The organism is Shinella sp. WSC3-e (genome assembly GCF_945994535.1).
Classification (GTDB): domain Bacteria; phylum Pseudomonadota; class Alphaproteobacteria; order Rhizobiales; family Rhizobiaceae; genus Shinella; species Shinella yambaruensis.
In genome coordinates this window covers 1,329,970-1,351,646 of the sequence record NZ_OZ000530.1, presented here as the reverse complement: position 1 = coordinate 1,351,646, position 21,677 = coordinate 1,329,970, and the positions used below count along the sequence as shown (strand labels likewise).

18 protein-coding genes and 4 tRNA genes are annotated in these 21,677 nt (G+C 65.5%); 14 read left to right on the top strand and 8 right to left on the bottom strand.

Annotation, left to right across the window (positions count from 1 at the left end):
• Positions 1 to 98: 98 nt before the first annotated feature.
• The 6 genes from AABF56_RS06870 (at position 99) to AABF56_RS06845 (ending at position 3,332) form a co-directional block, all read left to right on the top strand.
• Entirely contained in the window at positions 99 to 1,436 is a 1,338-nt protein-coding gene (locus AABF56_RS06870) for a YcbK family protein (RefSeq protein ID WP_272805381.1), read from the top strand.
• Positions 1,437 to 1,572: 136 nt separating this feature from the next.
• A tRNA-Glu gene (locus tag AABF56_RS06865) sits at positions 1,573 to 1,647 on the top strand.
• 492 nt (positions 1,648 to 2,139) lie between these two features.
• A tRNA-Glu gene (locus tag AABF56_RS06860) sits at positions 2,140 to 2,214 on the top strand.
• A 167-nt stretch (positions 2,215 to 2,381) separates the two neighbouring features.
• Positions 2,382 to 2,672, top strand: coding sequence for a hypothetical protein (locus AABF56_RS06855; RefSeq protein ID WP_272805380.1), 291 nt, complete (start codon positions 2,382 to 2,384; stop codon positions 2,670 to 2,672).
• Positions 2,669 to 3,154 carry a hypothetical protein gene (locus AABF56_RS06850; protein WP_272805379.1) on the top strand — a complete coding sequence of 162 codons (486 nt, stop codon included), beginning with the start codon at positions 2,669 to 2,671 and terminating at the stop codon, positions 3,152 to 3,154. Before AABF56_RS06855 ends, AABF56_RS06850 begins: the two co-directional genes overlap by 4 nt.
• A 103-nt stretch (positions 3,155 to 3,257) precedes the next feature.
• Positions 3,258 to 3,332 (top strand) — tRNA-Glu (locus AABF56_RS06845).
• Positions 3,333 to 3,364: 32 nt separating this feature from the next.
• Here the strand turns inward: AABF56_RS06845 and recJ are convergent.
• The 4 genes from recJ to AABF56_RS06825 form a co-directional block, all read right to left on the bottom strand.
• Complete coding sequence (gene recJ, locus AABF56_RS06840) at positions 3,365 to 5,167, bottom strand: single-stranded-DNA-specific exonuclease RecJ (RefSeq protein WP_443021153.1); 1,803 nt, start codon at positions 5,165 to 5,167, stop codon at positions 3,365 to 3,367.
• A 207-nt stretch (positions 5,168 to 5,374) separates the two neighbouring features.
• On the bottom strand, positions 5,375 to 6,697 hold the full coding sequence (locus tag AABF56_RS06835) for a homoserine dehydrogenase (protein ID WP_272805377.1): 1,323 nt from the start codon (positions 6,695 to 6,697) through the stop codon (positions 5,375 to 5,377).
• Between the two features lie 58 nt (positions 6,698 to 6,755).
• Positions 6,756 to 7,976 carry an LL-diaminopimelate aminotransferase gene (locus AABF56_RS06830; RefSeq protein ID WP_064329964.1) on the bottom strand — a complete coding sequence of 407 codons (1,221 nt, stop codon included), beginning with the start codon at positions 7,974 to 7,976 and terminating at the stop codon, positions 6,756 to 6,758.
• 174 nt (positions 7,977 to 8,150) lie between these two features.
• A complete protein-coding gene (locus AABF56_RS06825; protein WP_272805376.1) occupies positions 8,151 to 8,483 on the bottom strand; it encodes an SHOCT domain-containing protein in 333 nt (110 codons plus the stop codon).
• A gap of 125 nt (positions 8,484 to 8,608) precedes the next feature.
• On the opposite strand from AABF56_RS06825, the gene AABF56_RS06820 reads away from it, so the two are divergent.
• The 6 genes from AABF56_RS06820 to AABF56_RS06795 all read left to right on the top strand — a co-directional run bounded on the left by AABF56_RS06820 (position 8,609) and on the right by AABF56_RS06795 (position 15,376).
• A complete protein-coding gene (locus AABF56_RS06820; protein WP_244765596.1) occupies positions 8,609 to 10,465 on the top strand; it encodes a PHA/PHB synthase family protein in 1,857 nt (618 codons plus the stop codon).
• Between the two features lie 12 nt (positions 10,466 to 10,477).
• A complete protein-coding gene (gene sfsA, locus AABF56_RS06815) occupies positions 10,478 to 11,197 on the top strand; it encodes a DNA/RNA nuclease SfsA (RefSeq protein WP_272805375.1) in 720 nt (239 codons plus the stop codon).
• A gap of 30 nt (positions 11,198 to 11,227) precedes the next feature.
• Positions 11,228 to 12,055 carry a type I methionyl aminopeptidase gene (gene map / locus AABF56_RS06810; RefSeq protein ID WP_272805374.1) on the top strand — a complete coding sequence of 276 codons (828 nt, stop codon included), beginning with the start codon at positions 11,228 to 11,230 and terminating at the stop codon, positions 12,053 to 12,055.
• An 8-nt stretch (positions 12,056 to 12,063) separates the two neighbouring features.
• The gene (gene radC, locus AABF56_RS06805) at positions 12,064 to 12,894 is read left to right on the top strand and encodes a RadC family protein (protein WP_244765599.1); all 831 of its coding nucleotides are present in this window, start codon (positions 12,064 to 12,066) and stop codon (positions 12,892 to 12,894) included.
• A gap of 181 nt (positions 12,895 to 13,075) precedes the next feature.
• On the top strand, positions 13,076 to 14,482 hold the full coding sequence (sthA, locus tag AABF56_RS06800; protein WP_272805373.1) for a Si-specific NAD(P)(+) transhydrogenase: 1,407 nt from the start codon (positions 13,076 to 13,078) through the stop codon (positions 14,480 to 14,482).
• A 90-nt stretch (positions 14,483 to 14,572) separates the two neighbouring features.
• Positions 14,573 to 15,376, top strand: coding sequence for an endonuclease/exonuclease/phosphatase family protein (locus AABF56_RS06795; protein WP_272805372.1), 804 nt, complete (start codon positions 14,573 to 14,575; stop codon positions 15,374 to 15,376).
• 949 nt (positions 15,377 to 16,325) lie between these two features.
• Here the strand turns inward: AABF56_RS06795 and tig are convergent.
• From tig to AABF56_RS06775, 4 genes are all read right to left on the bottom strand, one after another.
• Entirely contained in the window at positions 16,326 to 17,804 is a 1,479-nt protein-coding gene (tig, locus tag AABF56_RS06790; RefSeq protein WP_272805371.1) for a trigger factor, read from the bottom strand.
• A gap of 179 nt (positions 17,805 to 17,983) precedes the next feature.
• A tRNA-Leu gene (locus tag AABF56_RS06785) sits at positions 17,984 to 18,068 on the bottom strand.
• A 124-nt stretch (positions 18,069 to 18,192) separates the two neighbouring features.
• Positions 18,193 to 18,783, bottom strand: a complete 591-nt coding sequence (locus AABF56_RS06780; RefSeq protein WP_272805370.1) for a GDYXXLXY domain-containing protein — start codon at positions 18,781 to 18,783, stop codon at positions 18,193 to 18,195.
• Positions 18,784 to 18,785: 2 nt separating this feature from the next.
• Positions 18,786 to 19,889, bottom strand: a complete 1,104-nt coding sequence (locus tag AABF56_RS06775; protein WP_272805369.1) for a DUF2157 domain-containing protein — start codon at positions 19,887 to 19,889, stop codon at positions 18,786 to 18,788.
• Positions 19,890 to 20,993: 1,104 nt separating this feature from the next.
• On the opposite strand from AABF56_RS06775, the gene AABF56_RS06770 reads away from it, so the two are divergent.
• The gene (locus tag AABF56_RS06770; protein WP_024270460.1) at positions 20,994 to 21,137 is read left to right on the top strand and encodes a DUF1127 domain-containing protein; all 144 of its coding nucleotides are present in this window, start codon (positions 20,994 to 20,996) and stop codon (positions 21,135 to 21,137) included.
• A 342-nt stretch (positions 21,138 to 21,479) separates the two neighbouring features.
• Positions 21,480 to 21,623 carry a DUF1127 domain-containing protein gene (locus tag AABF56_RS37760; protein ID WP_023511883.1) on the top strand — a complete coding sequence of 48 codons (144 nt, stop codon included), beginning with the start codon at positions 21,480 to 21,482 and terminating at the stop codon, positions 21,621 to 21,623.
• Positions 21,624 to 21,677: the final 54 nt, after the last annotated feature.

Genomic DNA, 21,677 nt, shown 5'->3' with positions numbered 1-21,677 from the left:
TTTTCTCGATTGCGGTTGCGACTGTTTGAAGAAATGGCCCGACCGGCGGCAAGACCGGGGGCGCGAACGTCGAAAGCGGGGGAAAGCCTTTGCAGGACATGCAGGCAAAGTGGCCAGGCCTGAAGGCGCTGCGGTATGGATTGCTGCTGGCTGTTTCGGTTGCCACGCTCTCGGGCTGCGTTTCCGCAGTCTCAACGGATATGCGCGCGGACGGCAGGGCCGCGCAGGAAAGCGAAGACACGCTCGCCGAAGGCAGCACGGACGAGACCACCACGCCCGTGGTGAGCGCGGGGGCTGCCGGCGGAACGGCCGGGGAGCCCTCCGTCACCGCCGATGCCGCTTCGGCGGTGGTGGCGGACCGGCAGGTCGCGGATGACGCTGCCGCCGACCGGTCCGGCCTCGTCATGCAGCCGACGACGCTGAATGCCGGCAGGGCGAGCATCTACGGCACCGGCGGCCAGGCGGTCGCGACCGGCAATGCCTATGCCACGCAGACAGCGGGTGCCAATGCCTCCGTCAACAGCCTCTATGCCGGCACCGGCGCGGCGCAGACGGCGGACCAGTCCGGCCGCCTGCCGGTCGAGGACATGCCGCCGGTCGGATCGACCGGCCAGCAGCCGCTCGCCACGCCCGGCGACGAACAGGCGGAGATCACGCTGCCGGAAAATGGGCCGATCCCCAAGACCGCGCGAACGGCCCTCACTGCGGAAGCCGCCACCGGCAATGCGGCGGACCTTGTCCTCGCGACACCGGCGGACGATGACGCGGCGGCAGTGCTGCCCGGCACCACCGGCCAGGCGAGCGCGACCGACATCAAGAAAGACGAGCCGCGAAAGACCATGACGCTCGCCTCGCTCTTCGCCAACAAGCGCGAGGCCAGGCAGCAGTTCGACGGCAACCGTTTTGCCGAAGGGCCGCGCCGCGTGCTCAACCGGGAAAGCGCGAGCGCCACCCGCAAGGCTTCGCTCGGCACGCTGCCCGGCGTGTCGATGGCCAGCTCCATGTTCTCGACGGACCATTCGGAGGCCGACGAGGTCGAGGACGACGGCCCGCAGTTCAAGGAAGTCGCGTCGCTCGCCGGCCTTGCCCGCCTCGCGCCGAACGGCCTGTGGCTGCAGACGGAGAAGGTGCGCACCGGCTGTTTCAAGCCGGAACTGCTGCAGGTGCTGAAGACGATCGAGAAGCACTACGACAAGCCGATCATCGTCACCTCGGGCCTGCGCGACATCAAGGTCAACCGTGCGAAGCAATCGCTGCACACGCGCTGCGCGGCGGCGGACATCCAGATTTCCGGCGTCAGCAAGTGGGAGCTTGCCGAATATCTGCGCTCCATGCCGGGCCGCGGCGGCGTCGGCACCTATTGCCACACCGAATCCGTGCATATCGACATCGGCCCGGAGCGCGACTGGAACTGGCGCTGCCGGCGCCGCAAGTAGGCAGCGCCCTAACCCTCTGTGATCGATGCCTTTTCGCACGAAGAGCCGCCCCTGGGCGGCTCTTCATTTTTTTGTCACAACGGCTTTTTCCGGCTTGCGGAAGCCCAGGCGCCCTTCTATAAGACGCCCACCGCACGCGCCCTTCGTCTATCGGTTAGGACGTCAGATTTTCATTCTGAAAAGAGGGGTTCGACTCCCCTAGGGCGTGCCACTCCCCTGACAATCTGCATCAGAATGCGACCAGCTCTCCGTCTCGGAACGAAGCATGGGCGAGAACGTTTACCAATCACGGCTGCAGTCTTACGCGGCCGGGCGAGAGGCCCCGTCGAGCTTGGCCCAGCGCTCCGGGGTCTCGAACCGCCCAAGTCGCGCCGCCCGCCCGGCCCAGCATGCCGGACGAGCGGCTGCGTGTTGCCGACAGGGGCAACGAGGCTGAGCCAGCGGGCGCCCGCCGGGAGGGTCAACGGCGGCGCCTCAGGTCCTCAGCACGGCATATATGGGAAGGCGTCCGCCGGATTACCAGTCGTCAATCCGGGATGGCGGGGCAGCGCATCGGCGCGGCCATCTGCTCTCGGCCGGGCCGGCCGGCAACGGGAATGCCCTGGGCCCATTTCTTTCTTCTCCACCTGTGAAAAAGTTGGCGCCCACATGATTTTCCGTCTTGCGAATCCGTCCGGTGCCGACTAGATAACGCCCACCGCACGCGCCCTTCGTCTATCGGTTAGGACGTCAGATTTTCATTCTGAAAAGAGGGGTTCGACTCCCCTAGGGCGTGCCACTTTCTCCTGTCCTCTGTCGTTCGAAGCGCCTGGCGTGATCCCGCCCAGATGCGACCCGCCATTTTGCCGCGCCTCCCGCTGTCCCCGTTCCATGCGGCCATGCGGCTTGCCAGCCGAGGGAACGCCGACTATCTTGCGCGCAGCGAAATAAGCAGGAAAATCAAGCATGTCGATAGCCCGCAACCTCGTCTTCTCCGCCCTTGTCGCATGCGCCGTCGGTGGTGGCGCCATGGCTTACGACACATGGACCGGCGCCGAATGGGAGGTGTCGCCGGACCAGATCGCCGCAGCCCGGGCGGAAGGCAAGGCGGGGCTCGAATCGTCGCCCGGAACCGTCACGGTCCTGCCCATCCGCAGCGAAACGGCCGATATCCTGCCGTTCAAATGGGCGCTCTACGGCCTTGCAGCCGGCATTGTCGCGTTCATCGGGCTTCGCAAGAAGAAGGCCGCCGCGTGAGGCCCTTCGCCACGCTGGTTTTCGCATTGCTTCTGCCGGTCTGCGCCGAGGCGAACTGCATTCCGCCCTGGCGGATGCAGTTCGCCTGCAATATCCCCGAACGCCATGCGCGCGTCGAGTTCTGCCGCCTTCCCGAGCCGGGCGACCACCCCGGCAAGAAGGAGGCCTACTACACCTATGCCGTCGGCGCCGCGGCGGCGGACCTGTATTTCGAAACCGATTCGAGCTGGTTCTCGACGAAGGACACCGAAATCGACCACCCGACGGACCTGACCATGGCCGTCGGTTATGCCCATGGCAAATACGTCTATGCCTTCGTGGTGACGGAGGACAAGCGCGAGGCCGACGGCATCCGGCAGGGAGAGGTGCGCGTCTACGGTTCGACGGATGCCTTCACGAACGACACCCGGGGCAACGAGATGACGAGGCTCGCCTGCGACCCCGCCTCGATCCTCGCCGATCGTGCGAGCATCCGCCCCTGACCGGGCGGCCCGCGCGCCGAAACACCCCACGGAAAAAACTGGAAATTCCTGCATTTAGGGCTTGCGCAAATCAGCGGCCCCGACTAGAAGACGCCCACCGCACGCGCCCTTCGTCTATCGGTTAGGACGTCAGATTTTCATTCTGAAAAGAGGGGTTCGACTCCCCTAGGGCGTGCCACCCTCCCCCTTTCGGCAATCGCGACCCGCCCGTCAGAACGCCTTTGCGGCGTCCAGCACGCGGAACTGTATGCGCCGGCTGCCCTGCCAGCTGTCGGCGGAAAGCGTGCCGGCAATGTGCACCGCCTGCCCGCGCTGCTTCATCAGGAACAGGCCGAGATCGGCTTCCGCCGCGCGGAAGGCCATGGCGCCGAGGCGCCCGCCATCGGGGCCTTCGAGCTCCAGGCGCAGGTGATTGACGCCGACGGGCCTGACGTCGCGTACCCGGTGCGCCGGCAGCGCGAAGATCGGCTGCGGGTGACCGGAGCCATAGGGGCCGGCCTGCTCCAGCTGGTCGGCAAGCGCCAGCGTCGCGCCGCCGGCGCTCAGCGCCCCGTCGATCTTCAGCGTTTCCACGGCCACCAGATCGCGCACGGCGCGCTCGGCGCGTTCTTCGAAGAAGCCGCGCAGGCGGCCGAGGTTTGACCGCTCCACCGTCAGCCCCGCCGCCATGGCATGGCCGCCGCCCTTGACGAGAAGGCCCTCCTCCACGGCGGCACGCACCATGCGGCCGAGATCGAAGCCGCTGATCGAGCGGCCGGAGCCGGTGCCCTTGCCGGAGGGATCGAAGGCGATGGCGAAGGCGGGGCGGCGGAAACGATCCTTGAGGCGCGAGGCGAGCAGGCCGACGACGCCCGGATGCCAGCCCTCGCGGGCCGTCAGGATGACGGAGGCGCTTTCGCCGGTGCCGTATTCCGCCTGTGCCTCGGCCTCCGCCTCGGCCAGCATGGCGGCCTCCATGGCCTGGCGCTCGCGGTTGAGGTCGTCGAGCTGCCTGGCGATGCGCTCGGCCTCGCCCGGCTCGTCGATGGTGAGAAGCCGGCTGCCGAGCGCCGCATCGCCGATGCGCCCGCCGGCATTGATGCGCGGGCCGACGAGGAAGCCGAGATGATAGGGCGTGACGGGGCCGCCGATGCCCGCCTGCTTCAGGAGCGCCGTCAGCCCGGCATTGCCGAGATGGCGCGCGGCGACGAGGCCCTTGACCACATAGGCGCGGTTGAGCCCCTTCAGGGGAACGACGTCGCAGACGGTGGAGAGCGCCACGAGGTCGAGCATGGCGAGGAGATCGAAGGTCTTCGCCCGCGCATCGCCCCTTTCCCGCAGCACGCGCTGCAGCGCCACCAGGACGAGGAAGACGACGCCGGCGGCCGAGAGGTGCCCCTGCCCCGACAGGTCGTCCTCGCGGTTCGGATTGACCAGCGCATGGGCCGGCGGCAGCGCCTCGCCCACCTGGTGGTGGTCGATGACGACGACGTCGATGCCGCGCGCCTTCGCGACGGCCAGCGATTCGTGGCTGGTCGAGCCGCAGTCGACCGTGACGATCAGCTCGGCGCCGCGCTCGATGAGCTGGGCGATGGCATTGGGGTTCGGGCCGTAGCCCTCGAAGATGCGGTCGGGAATGTAGATTTCCGCCTGCACGCCGAAATGCGCGAGGAAACGATAGAGGAGCGCCGAGGAGGCCGCGCCGTCGACGTCATAATCGCCGAAGATCGCGACGCGCTGGCGCCTTTCGATGGCCAGCGCCAGCCGCTCGGTGGCCGCCTCGCAGTCGATCAGGCTGTAGGGTTCGGGCATCAGGCGGCGCAGCGTCGGGTCGAGGAACTCGACGGCGCCTTCGAACGGCACGCCCCGCCCCGCCAGCACGCGCGCGATGAGATCCGGCAGGCCGTGGCTCTGGCTCATCGCCAGCGCCCGGTTCTCCCCCGCCTGGTCGAGCCGCGCCACCCAGCGCTGGCCGGTCACCGAGCGCTCGACATTCAGGAAGGCCCGGCTGACGGGGTCGGCGTTTTCCAGCATGCTCATGGCGGCTCCTGCCGTGTTACCCCCCTCTGCCCTGCCGGGCATCTCCCCCACAAGGGGGGAGATTGGATGAGGCAATGTCTCACGCCCCTCGTCAACGTCGCAATTCAAGCATAGCGCCGCTTCTTTGCCGATCTCCCCCCTTGTGGGGGAGATGCCCGGCAGGGCAGAGGGGGGTGCCCGGACGCGGCAAAGGCCGCAAAATCAGGCCGTCTTCGGCCGCTCGATGCGGATCACCTGCGGTTCGCCGACAAGATAGCCCTCGCCCTTGATGGATGCCACGGCCTTGCGGACGGAATCCTCCATCGTCGCGTGGGTGACGAGGATGATGGTCTTCGGATCGGTCGATTCGGTCGTCGACTGCGCGCGCTGCACGATGGATTCCAGCGAGATGCCGTTTTCCGCCATGTGCCTGGCGATGCTGGCGAAGACGCCGGTGCGGTCTTCCACCGAAAGGCGGATGAAGTAGCCGCCGTGGTGCTTGCGGATCTGCGCGCGCTTGTAGGGGATGAGCGCGGCGGCCGGGCGGCCGAGCGCCGGCACGGTCTGCGCGCCCGGGCGGCTCTTGGCGATGTCGGCAATATCGCCGAGCACGGCCGAGGCCGTCGCATTGCCGCCGGCGCCGGGGCCGACCATCAGCAGTTCGCCGAGAATGTCCGATTCGATCGCCACGGCATTCGTCACGCCGTCGACCTGCGCGATGACGCTGTCGAGCGGCACCATGGTCGGGTGCACGCGCTGTTCGACGCCCGTGTCCGTCTTCTGCGCGACGCCGAGCAGCTTGATGCGGTAGCCGAGATCGGCGGCGGCGCGGATGTCGTCGATGGAGATGTTGGTGATGCCTTCGAGATAGATGTCGTCGGCCGAGATCTTCGTGCCGAAGGCGAGCGTCGTCAGGATCGACAGCTTGTGCGCCGTGTCGTTGCCCTCGATGTCGAAGGCCGGGTCGGCCTCGGCATAGCCGAGGCGCTGGGCTTCCTTGAGGCAGGCCTCGAAGCTGAGGCCCTCCTTCTCCATCTTGGTGAGGATGTAGTTGCAGGTGCCGTTCATGATGCCGTAGACGCGCGAGATCGTGTTGCCCGTCAGCGACTCGCGCAGCGCCTTGATGACCGGGATGCCGCCGGCGACGGCCGCCTCGTAGTTGAGGATGCAGCCGTTCTCCTCGGCGATGCCGGCAAGCTCCACGCCGTGGGCGGCGAGCAGCGCCTTGTTGGCCGTCACGACATGCACGCCGCGCGACAGCGCCGCCTTGACCGCGGCATGGGCCGGATCGCCGGCCCCGCCCATCAGTTCCACGAAGACGTCGATCTTCGCCTCGCGGGCGAGCGCGACCGGATCGTCGAACCATTCGGCGGCCGAAAGATCGACGCCGCGGTCGCGGCCCTTGCTGCGGGCCGTCACGGCGGCGATCGCGATCGGCCGGCCGCACGTCGTTGCGAGCATGTCCCTGCGTTCGACGAGAATCTTCGCGAGCGAGGCACCAACGGTCCCCAAGCCCGCAATGCCGATCTTCAGGGCATCAGCCATGGTCATGTCCTAACGTTTTGGAAGAAAGCCCTCCGCAGAGACGCGGAGGGCGGATTTTTCAGCGATGGGCGTTCAGCGAGATGACGTTGTGCATCGTCTCGTCCGCCGTGGAGAGGAACTTCTTGATGTTGCGCGCCGCCTGGCGGATGCGGTGCTCGTTCTCGACCAGCGCGAGGCGGACATAATCGTCGCCCTGCTCGCCGAAACCGACGCCCGGCGCCACGGCGACATCCGCCTTCTCGACGAGCAGCTTGGAGAATTCCAGCGAACCGAGATGACGGAACTTTTCCGGGATCTTCGCCCAGGCGAACATGGTGGCCGCCGGCGGCGGCACCTCGAAGCCGGCCTTGCCGAAAGTGTCGACCATCACGTCGCGGCGGCGCTTGTAGACGTTACGCACTTCCGCGATGTCGGAGCCGTCGCCGTTCAGCGCATGGGTCGCGGCCACCTGGATCGGCGTGAAGGCGCCGTAGTCGAGATAGGACTTGACGCGGGTCAGCGCGGCGATCAGCCGCTCGTTGCCGACGGCAAAGCCCATGCGCCAGCCGGGCATGGAGAAGGTCTTCGACATGGAGGTGAACTCCACCGCGATGTCGATGGCGCCGGGCACTTCCAGAACGGAGGGCGGCGGCGCGTTGTCGTCGAAGTAGATTTCCGAATAGGCAAGGTCGGAAAGCACGATGATGTCGTGCTTCTTCGCAAACGCGATGACGTCCTTGTAGAAATCGAGCGAGGCGACATGCGCCGTCGGGTTCGACGGATAGTTGATGATCAGCGCCAGCGGCTTGGGGATCGAGTGACGCACGGCCCTTTCCAGAGGCGGGAAGAAGCTCTCGTCCGGCTCGACCGACATGGAGCGGATCACGCCGCCGGCCATCAGGAAGCCGAAGGCGTGGATCGGATAGGTCGGGTTCGGGCACAGGATGACGTCGCCCGGCGCGGTGATCGCCTGCGCCATGTTGGCGAAGCCCTCCTTGGAGCCGAGGGTCGCGACGACCTGCGTCTCCGGGTTCAGCTTCACGCCGAAGCGGCGGGCGTAATAGGCGGCCTGGGCGCGGCGCAGGCCCGGAATGCCCTTGGACGAGGAATAGCGGTGCGTGCGCGGGTCCTGGACCACCTCGCAGAGCTTGTCGACGATCGCCTTGGGGGTCGGCAGGTCGGGGTTGCCCATGCCAAGGTCGATGATGTCGGCGCCACCCGCTCGCGCGCTTGCTTTCAAACGGTTGACCTGTTCGAAAACATACGGCGGCAGACGCCGGACCTTGTGAAACTCTTCCATCTTCAACCCCGTTAGGCACGAAGCCCCTCCGGCGGCCTTGCCGGACGGCGCAAAACTCCGTGCGAATCAAGAAATCGGATACGGACGAAAGCGTTCGAAATGAAGGCGCTCCGCCCGGCCGACGGCCAATTGGCCGTCATCCGCTTTGCTGCCAAACGGCAAGAAACGCAAGCGCTAATTCGTCTTCTCGATTTGCGAAAGCGCCGCCTTGCCATGACCGTCGCGCAGCGCCTGCAATTCGGCGAGCTGGCGGCGGTATTCGGCTTCCGAAATCGCGCCCGAGCGGCGGCTGTTGGAGAGCGCCGTCAGGCGCGCGCTGTAGCCGGCCGCCTCCTCGTCGCTCATCTGCTGCGTCTCGGCGCTGACGATCGCCGTGATGTCGGGATAGACGTCGGCCCGGTTCGCGCCGGCATTCGACGTCGTCTCGCTCGAGGCGCAGGAGGCGAGCGCCGCCGCGGCGGCGGCCATGAGAAGAGCGGCGCGCAAGCGCCTGATTTCGAACGCCATGTGGCTGTATGCTCCTGTCGAAACGACCGGTTCCCGATATTGCCTTGTGCGGCTGTCAGGCCCTTGTAATCTGTTTCGTAGAGAATGTAAAAATACAAAAGTAACAATAAAATCGGGAGGGAACCATGGCCGACGAACGCAAGGCGAATGAACGCGATGCGGCCGGAAACAAACCCGGTTTCCAGCCCTTCGACCCCGCGACGATCGAGCCCTACATCGTCAAGGATCCCGAGGCGCTGACGGTCAACTTCGCGCGCACCATCGAACAGCTCGGCAAGGCCGCCTCCGCCTGGCTTGCCCCGCGCGAAAGCGGCGAGAAGGTCGACACGGTTTCCGAGCCGATGGTCGACATGGTGAAAACCCTCTCCAAAGTCTCCGAATACTGGCTGACGGACCCGCGCCGCACGCTGGAGGCGCAGACGCTGCTGCTCGGCAGCTATTTCAACATCTGGTCGCGCACGCTGGGACGCCTTTCCGGCGAGGCGCAGGACGCCGCGCCCGATCCGCATAGCAAGGACAAGCGCTTTGCCGACGAGGACTGGGTGAAGAACCCCTTCTTCGATTTCCTGCGCCAGGCCTATTTCGTCACCTCAGACTGGGCGGAGAAGCTGGTCACCGATGCCGAAGGGCTTGACGAGCACACGCGCCACAAGGCGGGCTTCTATGTGAAGCAGATCGCCAGCGCGATCTCGCCGACGAACTTCATCACCACCAATCCGCAGCTCTACCGCGAGACGGTGGCTTCCAACGGCGCGAACCTGGTGCGCGGCATGAAGATGCTGGCCGAGGACATCGCCGCCGGCCGCGGCGACCTGAAGCTGCGCCAGACCGACACGAGCAAGTTCGCCATCGGCGAGAACATGGCGCTGACGCCGGGCAAGGTGCTGGCGCAGAGCGACGTCTGCCAGGTCATCCAGTACGACGCGACGACGGAAAAGGTGCTGAAGCGCCCGCTGCTCATCTGCCCGCCCTGGATCAACAAGTTCTACATCCTTGATCTCAACCCGGCGAAGTCCTTCATCAAGTGGGCGGTGGACCAGGGTCACACGGTGTTCGTCATCTCCTGGGTGAACCCGGACGAGCGGCATGCGGACAAGGACTGGGAAGCCTATGCCCGCGAAGGCGTCGGCTTCGCGCTCGACACGATCAGCCAGGCGACCGGCGAGGACGAGGTGAACGCCATCGGCTATTGCGTCGGCGGCACGCTGCTTGCGGCCACCCTCGCCCTGCACGGCCAGGAGGGCGACAAGCGCATCCGCACGGCGACGCTCTTCACCACGCAGGTCGACTTCACCCATGCCGGCGACCTGAAGGTCTTCGCCGACGAGGAGCAGATCGACCTCATCGAGCGCGGCATGAAGGCGACCGGCTATCTCGACGGCTCGAAGATGGCGACCGCCTTCAACATGCTGCGCGCCTCCGAGCTGATCTGGCCCTACTTCGTCAACAACTACCTGAAGGGCCAGGATCCCATGCCCTTCGACCTGCTCTACTGGAATTCGGATTCCACGCGAATGCCCGCCGCCAACCACTCGTTTTACCTGAGGAATTGTTATCTCAACAACACCCTCGCCAAGGGCGAGATGACGCTTGCCGGCAAGACGCTGTCGCTGAAGGACGTCAAGATCCCGATCTACAACCTCGCCACCAGGGAGGACCACATCGCGCCGGCGAAATCGGTCTTCGTCGGCAGCAAGTTCTTCGGCGGCAAGGTGACCTATGTGATGGCCGGCTCCGGCCACATCGCCGGCGTCGTCAATCCGCCGGACAAGATGAAGTACCAGTACTGGACCGGCGGGCCGGTGAAGGGCGAATTCGAGGACTGGGTGGAAAAGGCGAAGGAAACGCCCGGCTCCTGGTGGCCGCACTGGCACGACTGGATCAAGGCGCAGGACGACCGCATGGTGCCGGCGCGCAAGACCGGCGGCACGATGAACTCGATCGAGGAGGCCCCCGGCTCCTACGTGCGCGTGCGCGCCTGACCGCCGACGCCCATGAAATTCGATCCGCCGCTCGTTTCCGGCACCCTCGTGCAGCGCTACAAGCGCTTCCTGTTCGACGCCATCCTCGACGACGGCTCGGCGATCACCGGCTCCTGCCCCAATACCGGCTCGATGCGCGGCCTGACGGCGCCCGGCTCGCGCATCTGGATGTCGCAGAGCGACAGCCCGACGCGCAAGCACCGCCATCGCCTCGAACTGGTGGAGGCGGACGACACCGTCGTCGGCATCAATACGGGCCTGCCGAACCGGCTGGCGGAGGAGGCGATCCGCGCCGGCCTGGTCGCCGATCTCGGCACCTATCCCGTCCTTGAGCGGGAGAGGAAATACGGCCGCAATTCGCGCATCGACATCCTTCTCTCCGCGTCGGACCGGCCGCTTGCCTATGTCGAGGTAAAGAACGTGCATTTCCGCCGCGCCGCCGGCCTTGCGGAATTTCCCGACACGGTGACGGCACGCGGCGCGAAACATCTCGAGGAGCTCGGCGACATGGCCGAGGCCGGTTTCCGCGCGGTCATGCTCTATCTCGTCCAGCGGGAGGATTGTTCGCGGTTCCGCATCTGCGCCGATCTCGATCCCGCCTATGCGGCCGGCTTCCGCCGGGCGCTTTCGCGCGGCGTCGAGGCCTATGCGGTCAAATGCGCCGTTACATCCCAGCAAATCCGGCCCGTGGCGTCGATCGCCATGGACGAACCCGGTCTGGCTGATCTATGAACATGCGGACAGACTAGCGAAAGTTCGACCATGGTGACCTATATCGACGCGACCTCCGCGCCGCTGAAGAACACGGGCGTGATCCGCCTTTACGACGCCGAGGCCTTTGCCGGCATGCGCAAGGCCTGCCAGCTCACAGCGCGCTGCCTCGACGAACTCTACCCGCTGGTCAAGCCGGGCGTTGCCACCGACGTCATCGACCGCTTCGTCTTCGAATTCGGCATGGACCACGGCGCGCTGCCCGCGACGCTGAACTACCGCGGCTACACCAAGTCGAGCTGCACCTCGATCAACCACGTCGTCTGTCACGGCATCCCCAACGACAAGCCGCTGCGCGAAGGCGACGTCGTCAATATCGACGTCACCTTCATCCTCGACGGCTGGCACGGCGATTCGAGCCGCATGTATCCCGTCGGCGAGATCAAGCGCGCCGCCGAGCGCCTGCTCGAAGTCACGTACGAATGCCTGATGCGCGGCATCGCCGCCGTCAGGCCCGGCGTCCGCACCGGCGCCATCGGCGAGGCGATCCAGGCCTATGCCGAGGCCGAGCGCTGCTCGGTGGTGCGCGATTTCTGCGGCCACGGCGTCGGCCGCCTCTTCCACGACGCGCCGAACATCCTGCATTACGGCCGCGCCAACGAGGGGCCGGAAATGAAGGAGGGCATGATCTTCACCATCGAGCCGATGATCAATCTCGGCCGGCCGCATGTGAAGGTGCTCTCCGACGGCTGGACGGCGGTGACGCGCGACCGCTCGCTCTCCGCCCAGTACGAGCACACGGTGGGCGTGACGGCGGATGGCTGCGAGATCTTCACGCTTTCGCCCGGCGGCCTCGACCGCCCCGGCCTTTCCGCTTAAGGCCGCCCATGACGGGATCGCGCGGACGAACGGACACGACCTCCCCCCTTGATACGGGAAACGACCCGCCGACCGCCGACGACCTCTTCGACACGCTCGACGAGCGGGGCCATTTCTTCGAGCACCCCGCCCGCGCGACGCCCGCCAAAGCCCTTCCGGCAGCGGAAGACAAACACTATCACGGCCACCGCGAGCGGCTTCGCCTGCGCTTCCGCGACAGCGGCGACGGGGCGCTCGCCGATTACGAGATCCTCGAGCTCCTGCTCTTCCGCCTCATCCCCCGGCGCGACACGAAGCCGGTCGCGAAAGCCCTGCTCGACCGCTTCGGCACGTTGGCCGGCGTCTTCGGCGCGACGCCCGCCCTGCTGCAGGAGGTGAAGGGCATCGGCGAGGCGGTGGCGCTGGACCTGAAGCTCGTCTCGGCCGTCGCCCAGCGCACGCTGAAGAGCGAGATCCGCAACAAGACCGTACTCGCCTCCTGGTCCTCGGTCATCCAGTATTGCCACGCCGCCATGGCGCACGAGCCGCGCGAGCAGTTCCGCATCCTCTTCCTCGACAAGCGCAACACGCTGATCGCCGACGAGGTGCAGGGCCACGGCACGGTGGATCACACGCCGGTCTATCCGCGCGAGGTGGTGCGCCGCGCGCTGGAGCTCTCGGCCACCGCGATCATCCTCGTGCACAACCACCCGTCCGGCGACCCGACGCCGTCGCGGGCGGACATCGATATGACGAAGACGATCGTGGAGACCGCCCGGCCGCTTGGTATCACGGTGCATGACCACATCATCATCGGCAAGGACGGGCATGCCAGCCTCAAGGGGCTGAGACTGATCTGAAAGGAAGGGCGGCGCCCTGCGGGAAACCGCCGAATCGCGTTACAAAACAACGAAATCGGGTGCGTTCCTTCATCCGATTGAAACGGTTTGCTGCCACATTCGGTTGACGAAAATTTGCACGGCGAAGACAATTGCTGCATCGCAATATGATTCTTCCCGCAAAAGGCTGGGGCCATCTCACATGCAGGAATATGATCTCGTCGTCGTGGGCAGTGGCCCCGCAGGCCGCCGCGGCGCCATCCAGGCGGCAAAGCTCGGTCGCAAAGTCCTCGTCATCGAGCAGGGAAAACGCGTCGGCGGCGTCTCGGTGCACACCGGCACGATCCCCTCGAAGACGCTGCGCGAGACGGCGCTCAACCTTTCCGGCTGGCGCGAGCGCGGCTTCTACGGCCGCGCCTACCGCGTCAAGCAGGAGATCAGCGCCGACGACCTGCGCCGCCGCCTGCTCATCACGCTCGACCACGAGGTGGAGGTGCTGGAGCACCAGTTCGCCCGCAACCGCGTGCAGCACATGCGCGGCAAGGCGAAGTTCGTCACGCCGGAGACGATGGAGATCGTCAAGGACGACGGCGAGACCGTTCACGTCCAGGCCAAGAGCATCATGCTGGCCGTCGGCACCAAGCCGTACCGCCCGGAGAGCATTCCCTTCGACGGCGTCAGCGTTCTCGACAGCGACGAGCTCCTTGACATCAAGGAGCTGCCGCGCTCCATGGCCGTCATCGGCGCCGGCGTCATCGGCATCGAATATGCCACGATCTTCTCCGCGCTCGACACGCAGGTCACCGTCATCGACCCGAAGCCGACGATCCTCGATTTCATCGACAGGGAGATCGTCGAGGAGTTCATCCACGATCTGCGTGACCGCAACATGAAGCTCATCCTCGGCCAGAAGGCCGACAAGGTGGAGAAGCTGGAAAACGGCAAGTGCGAGATCACGCTGGACAACGGCCGCCACGTCATCTGCGACATGGTGCTCTATGCCGCCGGCCGCGTCGGCGCGACGGACAGCCTGAACCTCGCCGCAGCGGGCCTGACGGCCGATTCGCGCGGCCGCCTCAGCGTCAACCCGGAGACCTTCCAGACCGACGTGCCGCATATCTATGCCGCCGGCGACGTCGTCGGCTTCCCCTCGCTCGCCTCCACCTCCATGGAACAGGGCCGCATCGCCGCCCGCGTCGCCGTCGGCGCGATCGCCAAGGAGCCGCCGAAATACTTCCCCTACGGCATCTACGCCGTGCCGGAAATCTCCACCTGCGGCCTCACCGAGGAAGAGGTGAAGGAGCGCGGCATCCCCTATGAATGCGGCATGGCGCGTTTCCGGGAGACCTCGCGCGGCCACATCATGGGCCTCAATTCCGGCCTGCTGAAGATGATCTTCTCGCTGAAGACGCGGCGTCTGCTCGGCGTACACATCGTCGGCGAAGGCGCGACGGAGCTCGTCCATATCGGCCAGGCGGTGCTCAACCTGAAGGGCACCGTCGAATATTTCGTCGAGAACACGTTCAACTACCCGACGCTCGCCGAAGCCTACAAGATCGCCGGCCTCGACGCCTGGAACCGCATGGGCGACCTGTCGCAGGCGAAGTGATCCGCTTCGCCGGCCAAGGCCGCTCCGGCAGATATGCGAAGCGGTCTTGCGCCTGCAGCGCCGGAAGAACGGGCAGAAGGAACGGCACGCATGAGGATCCTGTCGCTGAACGTCTGGGGCGGCATGCTGCACGCGCCGCTCATCGACTATCTCAGGGCCGTCGATGCCGATGTCTATTGCCTGCAGGAGGTGCCCCGCGCCATCGCCGCGCGGTCGGCATGGCTGACCTATCGCGACGGCGCGGTGGAACTCCAGCAGCGCGCCGATCTCTACCGGGACATCGCGACGGCCCTGCCCGGCCATGACGGCTTCTTCGCGCCGGCCATGCGCGGCGAGCTGGCGGACGGCGATCGTCCCTGCTGGCAGGAGTTCGGCCTTGCCACCTTCATCCGCCAGGATATCGCCGTGATCGGCCAGGCGCTCGATTTCGTGCACGGCGCGTTCTCCCCGCACGGTTTCGGCCCCCACCCCCGCCCCCGCAACGCCCACGCCTTCCGCCTCTACGACTATGCCGCGGACCGCGCGCTCACCGTCGCACAGCTGCACGGCCTTCGAACCGTCGACGGCAAGGGCGACACGCCGGAGCGCGCGGCGCAGGCCGAGGCCCTCGTCGCCCTCATCGCGCGCCTGCACCGCCAGGACGAAGGCCTCGTCCTCTGCGGTGATTTCAACGTGCTGCCCGAGAGCAAGACGTTCAAGACACTCGCGCGGTTCGGCCTCACCGACCTCGTCACCACCCGCGGCTTCACCGACACGCGGACCTCGCTCTACACGAAGCCCGGCCGCTATGCCGACTACATGCTGGTGAACGCGCCGGTAAGCGTTGCGGATTTCACCGTCGTGGAGGCGCCGGAAGTGTCGGATCACCGGGCGTTGCTTCTCAGCGTCGGATAAAACCCGCCAAGCACGGTGCGTTGGATCCTCGGGTCAAGCCCGAGGATGACGGAGGGGAGGAAACGCCGCCTGCTCTTCAAGCGGCACGGCATGCCGCCCCCGCATTTTCCGACGAGTTTCCTCTTCTTGCATCATTTTCCGGCATCATCCGGGGATGGCGGCGAGGAGGAAGCGGCGCAAGCCCCTCCCATGGCGCGGCACGCAGCCCCTTCGCCGATACCTCCAAACCTCTCGTCTTGCGTCATCCTCGGGCTTGACCCGAGGATCCAGGCCCCACGCCGCAGCTATTCCTCATCCCCGTTCCCACCGCACATTTTCCCCGCCCCCTCCATCCATGCCTACAATCTCCCCATCCCGCCGCGGATACACCGCGAGGCGTCGTGGCGAGGCGGGGTCGGCGCGGGGCGTGGGGGGAAGACGCAGAACCCCATGCACCGGGCCTGCGGAAAATGGTCTCCCTCCGGCGACACGGGGGAAGCGGCGGGCGTTGGACCGAGCCTTCCGCTTCACGCCCCGAACGGCGCGCCGGGCGTGCCTGTGCGGCACACAAGGGGGCCGGTCTGGCGGATGCGTCGGCATCGTCCGCCGGGATGAAGCCCGTCCGGAAAGGCTTGCCTTTCCGTCCGTCATCGCCAAGGCGTGCAATGGCGGATGCAAAAACGGAAAACGGCGTCATCCCGGAAACCGACGGGAAACGTCCGCCCGGCCCGGCCTTTGCAGAGAGGCCCAGGTCGCGGGCAAAAACCGCCGAACGGGGCGCTGAAAGGCGTCATATACATATTTCTGACCCGGCGGCTTCCAGCGCCCCGTCCGATGCTCTTTGAAAACCCACGGGTGGAAACCGCCGCGTGGATGACGGTGCGAGAACAGCAGGAACGCGGCCCTTGCCGCGCAAACAAAAAGGCCGCCCCGAAGGACGGCCTCTTTACATGATATCCGGTCGGACCGATTATTCGGCGTCGCCTTCGGCGGCCTTCTTCTTGGCCGGGGCCTTCTTCTTCGGAGCGGCGTCTTCGCCTTCGGCGGCTTCGGCCTTGGCGGCGGCCTTCTTCTTCGGCGCGGCCTTCTTGGCTTCCTTCTCGGAACCTTCGGCCTCGTCGTCCGCCATCAGCTCGTCCTTGGAGACGGTCTTGTCCGTCACCTTGATCTCGCCGAGCAGGTGGTCGACGACCTTCTCTTCGAAGATCGGCGCGCGGAGCGAAGCGGCGGCGCCCGGGGTCTTCTGGAAGTATTCGAGGATCTGCTTTTCCTGGCCCGGGAACTGGCGGAGCTGCTGGTAGAGCGACTGCTGCATTTCCTCGTCGCTCACCTGGACGCCGGCCTTCTCGCCGATTTCCGAGAGAACGAGGCCGAGGCGGACGCGGCGCTCGGCAAGCTTGCGATATTCTTCGCGCGCAGCCTCTTCCGTCGTGTCCTCGTCAGCGAAGGTCTTGCCGGACTGCTGGAGGTCCGTGTTGATCTGGCGCCAGATGTTTTCGAACTCGGCGTCGACCAGGCGCTCCGGCGTGTCGAACTTGTACATCTCGTCGAGCTGGTCGAGGATCTGGCGCTTGACCTTCTGGCGGGTGACCGAGCCGTACTGGCTCTCGATCTGGCCGCGGACGATCTCGCGCAGCTTGTCGGCCGATTCGAGGCCGAGCTTCTTGGCAAGCTCGTCGTTGATCTCGACATCGGCCGGGGCGGCGACGTCCTTGACGTTGATGTCGAAGGTCGCTTCCTTGCCGGCAAGGTTGGCGGCCGGATAGTCGGCCGGGAAGGTCACGATGATGACCTTCTCGTCGCCGGCCTTCAGGCCGACGAGCTGCTCTTCGAAGCCCGGGATGAAGCGGTTGGAGCCGAGAACCAGCTCCGCGTCCTCGTCCTTGCCGCCGTCGAAGGGCTCGCCGTCGACCTTGCCGAGATAGTCGATGGTGACGCGGTCGCCGTCGGCGGCCTTGCCCTTCTTCGTCTCGTAGGAACGGGCGCTTTCGGCGATCTTGAGGATCTGCTCGTCGACTTCGGCAGCGTCGACTTCGACGACTTCGCGCGTGACGGCGATGCCGGAATTGTCCTTGAGGTCGATGGCCGGGATCACTTCATAGGAGAGCGTGAACTCGAAATCGGCCTGGCCGGCAAGGATCTTCTCGGCCTCGGCCTGGTCCTCGGTCATCGCGATTTCCGGCTGCGTCGCGGACTTTTCGCCGCGCTCGGAAAGGATGGCCGACGGACGGTCGCGGACGATCTCGTTGACGAGTTCGGCCATGATGGACTTGCCGTACATCTTCTTGAGATGGGCGAAGGGCACCTTGCCCGGACGGAAGCCGTTGATGCGGACACGGCCCTTGGCGTCTTCAAGACGCTCGTTCATCTGAGCTTCCATGTCCTTGGCCGGGATGACGACCTTGATTTCGCGCTTCAGCCCTTCAGCGAGCGTTTCGATAACCTGCATGTTCAAACCTTCATTTCGAGTTGGCGGTGCTCAAACCGGCCTGCCGGTTATGGCGAACACCCCGCCGGTCCATTTGCCGGCAGTGGCTTTACTGAATTTCGTGGCCTTTTGGCAAGCAAAATGGCGCTCTCATATATCCACAACCCGCCGAAACCTTCTGTTTCGGCGTTCGGTGGCTCTGGTGCGGGTAGAGAGACTTGAACTCCCACGCCTTGCGGCACCAGAACCTAAATCTGGCGTGTCTACCAATTTCACCATACCCGCGTCTCAGAAACCGCTTTGCCACGGGCAGCGTAGCCGCGCACCGTGGCGCCTTCCGAGCGCGGCGTCTCTATATCACCCGTTTTGGGCGGATCAAAGGAAAAATGCGGGGTTTCGGGCACCGCGCTCAATAGAGCGGTTCGTCGTAGACGGGCTCCCCCCGAAGGACCAGCCGGGCGATCTGCGGCGTGCCGTCCTTCGAGACGCGCGCCTCCACCTCCAGCTCCTCCTGGTTGCGGGCATCCTCCAGCACCCTGCCCTCGCCCTCCGGCACGTAGTAGCGCTCGATACCGTAGTTGACGAAGAGGGCATCCGGCAGGCCGCCGTCGCCGGCGGAATAGTAGTCGAAGGGCAGCGTGCGCAGGATGACGCTGCCCGCCTCCGGCGCAAGGTCGCCGAAGCGCGCCTCGCTCGCCGTCCACAGGCCGTCCGCGCCGGGCGTCAGCCGCACGGCAAGGCGCACGCGGCCGCTCGCCTTCGGCGCCTCGCCGGTGACGATCGCTTTCGGGATGGTCGAGATCGGGTAGGACAGGATGACATAGTCGCCGCGCAGCAGATCACGCGGATCGACCGGCAGCGTCTTCAGCTTGATGTCGGCGCCGCTGCGCAGGATCGAAGCACGGCTTTCGACCATGTAGCCGAGTACGGCGGTCTGCAGCGCGGCCGCGAGGATGCCGGCGACGAGCGGGGGCACGCGGAGAAAGCGGGATGTCGTCATGGTCAGGCCTCCGCCCTGGTTTCAGCCTTGGAAAAGCGCCGCTCCAGCGCGATCACCGCCCAGGCGACCAGCGCCACGACCAGGCCGGACACCAGGAAGAAGCCGGACGTGCCGATGATCGAGCCGATCGTCTCGGAGGCGAGATAGAGCGTCTCGGCGGCGAAGGTCGCATAACCGAGGTAACGCACCGCGCCGTTCTCCTTGCCGGACAGCGCGATGCCGGCAATGGCGGCGACGAGCGTGATGATGCCGAGCAACAGCCGGTTCGCGATGTCGTCGAATTCGGCATGCAGCACGAGAAGGCCGACCACCAGCACCAGGTAGGAATAGAAGGCCGGTGCCGCGCCGGCGCTGCGGGCGAGCGCATGGAGCGGCGATTGCGGCACGGCGGCAAGGAGATAGGCGACGGCGCCGAGCCCCGCGATCGCGATGGCGGTCTCGGGCGTCTCGTATTCGCTATAGATAAAGGCGAGCCAGGCGACGAGCAGCAGATAGGCGAGATGCCGCACCCGCGCCGCGCCGGTATAGCGCACCAGAAGGATGATGACGGCCGCCATCAGCGGCATCAGCCAGAGCAGCACCATCTCGTCGACATTGTAGGATTGCGTCCAGTCCGCGCCGGAGACGACGAAGGCGAGGACACCGGCAATGGCCGTGACGGCGCCGGAGCGGAAGAGCGCGGCGGCGGCGACCGCGCCGGCGAACCAGACGAGCATCGCCTGGAACGTGTCGCCGGAGAGATGATACATCTGCCCGACAAGCGCGATCGCGCCGCCGAAGGCGAGCGTGCCGAAGACGAGGAAGGCGGCCGCCAGCCGCTCCGCGCCGCGGCTGACCAGCACCGCGCCGCCAAGATAGGCGCCCCAGATCAGGCCGACGATGCCGACGAGCCGCACGAGCCGCGGGATCGCTTCCCAGTTGGCCGCAACGAGCAGCAGAACCGCGGCGGAGACGAGAAGGGCCGCGATGATCATCAGCACCCGCCCGAGGCTGAAGGAACTGGGCCGGGAATCGTATTCCTGCAGCAGGCGCCCGGCCGTCGGGGCATCGAGCAGGCCCTGTGCCGTCCAATGTTTGAGGTCGCGCTCCAGCCTGCCCCTGTACATCCGTTCCCGCTCCGTTCGGAAAAACACCTGTGGTTCACGCCGATTCCGGCTTTGTCAACAGGAACGATACAGATCGGCCGGAAATTCGCAATCGGAGCAAAAATCCGCTAAAAGGGCATTTATTCGCGCTTGTCGCCCTTGAAGACGGGCCTCCGACCACCAAGATTAACGGGAAATAAAGAAAGACTGGATAAAACTGGCCTTTACAGGCCGATTGGCCCGGTGATTTCGGACATGCAGGTGGCGCATATCATCCATGCTCATATTGCACTGCACAAAATCGACGGCCAGGGCTATAGTGCAGACATCGGATCAGAAGCGATCCGGCCCGCAAATCAAGGCGCCGCGTAGTGTAGGGCGACAGAGGAACGGGAAGGCGGAGGGGTCGAACCGCCCGGCATGATGCCGAAAGACCCGGGCCCCGCAAGCGGGGAACGACATGGAATTCGGAACGACGCACTCCTCCTCCCAGCGTCGTTTCGATACGATTGGCAACACTCCTCCTCCCAGTTGCCAATCAACTTTAGTGACGCCCGCTGGATCTCCTCCCCCAGCGGGCGTTATTATTTGCGCAAACGCATGGCAGGCCGCGCCAAAGCGGCCCGATCGCCAGACAAGCCCACCGTTTCGCCCAACACCTGGGCAACCCTGTCCCGCACAGCGCGGAATACATGCGCCCTGCGCATAGGTGCCATTCCGATCGCGCTCTACCGCGCACGGCTGCGGCGGCCTATATGGTTCTCATCGGTCGGGCGACGATCTCCTCCTCCCAACGTCCCCGACAGGATTGGCGGCCCTCCCTCCTCCTCCCAGGCTGCCAATCGATATCAGCAACGCCCGCCGGACCTCCTCCCCCGGCGGGCGTTGTTTTTTGCGTCGCAACCAAGCAATGTTGCATAGCGGCCTTAAACTTTATGGCCGAACGCCCGGAATTTGGCCTGAATTTTGCCAAAATTTCTGCTTGACATGCTCAAAACGCATAGGTGCCGTGCTGTAACAGCGCTGTTCTTTTCGGCGGCGCAGCGTATATTCCAATCATCAGATCGGGGCGGCGCCAAGGACGAGCGGCCGCCCCAGCAGGAAGCCCAAGAAAGGGGTAAGAACATGAACCTGGCACGCTCTTTCAACAACTGGCGCAAGTACCGTCAGACCGTCAACGAACTCGGCCGCATGTCGGACCGGGAACTCCGTGACCTCGGCATCGGCCGCAGCGATATCCCGTATATCGCCCGCAAGGCCGCCAACTAAGCCGATCGACCTTTAACGGTCCCGTTTCGAACGCCCTCCGGCTCCCGCCGGAGGGCGTTTTCGTTTGCGCGTCTTTTTGCGCCGCACAATGTCGCAATTTTCCATGCGCGACATGCAGGGCCGCCCTTCCCCGGCACGCATTTTTCCTATCTGCCTGGAATGGCGGCATTTTCTGCCCATTTTGCCTGCAGGCGATCCATCTGCCCGATTGATGGTCGTCTTATTGCACAAATGCATAGCAGCTGCATTTTCTTTGCACTGCACATTAACAAGGGGATCGCCTATATAGAGCTCACACACCGGCGAGACAGACCTCCCGGCCAACACTTCGAGGAGATGACCATGAACCCGATCCGCATTGCAAAGAACTGGATTTCCTACCGCCGCACGATGAACGAACTCGGCAACCTGTCGAACCACACGCTGTCCGACATCGGCCTGACCCGTTACGACATCCGCGACATCGCAGCCCGTTCCTTCCGCTAAGACATAGCCGGTTTCCGCCGCTGCGGCCGGAAACGGCGACGCGCGAGGAACGCT

What these genes read in the sequence shown, in the direction of transcription:
- AABF56_RS06870 (WP_272805381.1), top strand. Translation starts at nt 99, where the DNA reads ATGCAGGCAAAGTGGCCAGGCCTGAAGGCGCTGCGGTATGGATTGCTG.
- AABF56_RS06855 (WP_272805380.1), top strand. Translation starts at nt 2,382, where the DNA reads ATGTCGATAGCCCGCAACCTCGTCTTCTCCGCCCTTGTCGCATGCGCC.
- recJ (WP_443021153.1), bottom strand. Translation starts at nt 5,167, where the DNA reads ATGCTGGAAAACGCCGACCCCGTCAGCCGGGCCTTCCTGAATGTCGAG.
- AABF56_RS06835 (WP_272805377.1), bottom strand. Translation starts at nt 6,697, where the DNA reads ATGGCTGATGCCCTGAAGATCGGCATTGCGGGCTTGGGGACCGTTGGT.
- AABF56_RS06830 (WP_064329964.1), bottom strand. Translation starts at nt 7,976, where the DNA reads ATGGAAGAGTTTCACAAGGTCCGGCGTCTGCCGCCGTATGTTTTCGAA.
- AABF56_RS06825 (WP_272805376.1), bottom strand. Translation starts at nt 8,483, where the DNA reads ATGGCGTTCGAAATCAGGCGCTTGCGCGCCGCTCTTCTCATGGCCGCC.
- AABF56_RS06820 (WP_244765596.1), top strand. Translation starts at nt 8,609, where the DNA reads ATGGCCGACGAACGCAAGGCGAATGAACGCGATGCGGCCGGAAACAAA.
- sfsA (WP_272805375.1), top strand. Translation starts at nt 10,478, where the DNA reads ATGAAATTCGATCCGCCGCTCGTTTCCGGCACCCTCGTGCAGCGCTAC.
- map (WP_272805374.1), top strand. Translation starts at nt 11,228, where the DNA reads ATGGTGACCTATATCGACGCGACCTCCGCGCCGCTGAAGAACACGGGC.
- radC (WP_244765599.1), top strand. Translation starts at nt 12,064, where the DNA reads ATGACGGGATCGCGCGGACGAACGGACACGACCTCCCCCCTTGATACG.
- sthA (WP_272805373.1), top strand. Translation starts at nt 13,076, where the DNA reads ATGCAGGAATATGATCTCGTCGTCGTGGGCAGTGGCCCCGCAGGCCGC.
- AABF56_RS06795 (WP_272805372.1), top strand. Translation starts at nt 14,573, where the DNA reads ATGAGGATCCTGTCGCTGAACGTCTGGGGCGGCATGCTGCACGCGCCG.
- tig (WP_272805371.1), bottom strand. Translation starts at nt 17,804, where the DNA reads ATGCAGGTTATCGAAACGCTCGCTGAAGGGCTGAAGCGCGAAATCAAG.
- AABF56_RS06780 (WP_272805370.1), bottom strand. Translation starts at nt 18,783, where the DNA reads ATGACGACATCCCGCTTTCTCCGCGTGCCCCCGCTCGTCGCCGGCATC.
- AABF56_RS06775 (WP_272805369.1), bottom strand. Translation starts at nt 19,889, where the DNA reads ATGTACAGGGGCAGGCTGGAGCGCGACCTCAAACATTGGACGGCACAG.
- AABF56_RS06770 (WP_024270460.1), top strand. Translation starts at nt 20,994, where the DNA reads ATGAACCTGGCACGCTCTTTCAACAACTGGCGCAAGTACCGTCAGACC.
- AABF56_RS37760 (WP_023511883.1), top strand. Translation starts at nt 21,480, where the DNA reads ATGAACCCGATCCGCATTGCAAAGAACTGGATTTCCTACCGCCGCACG.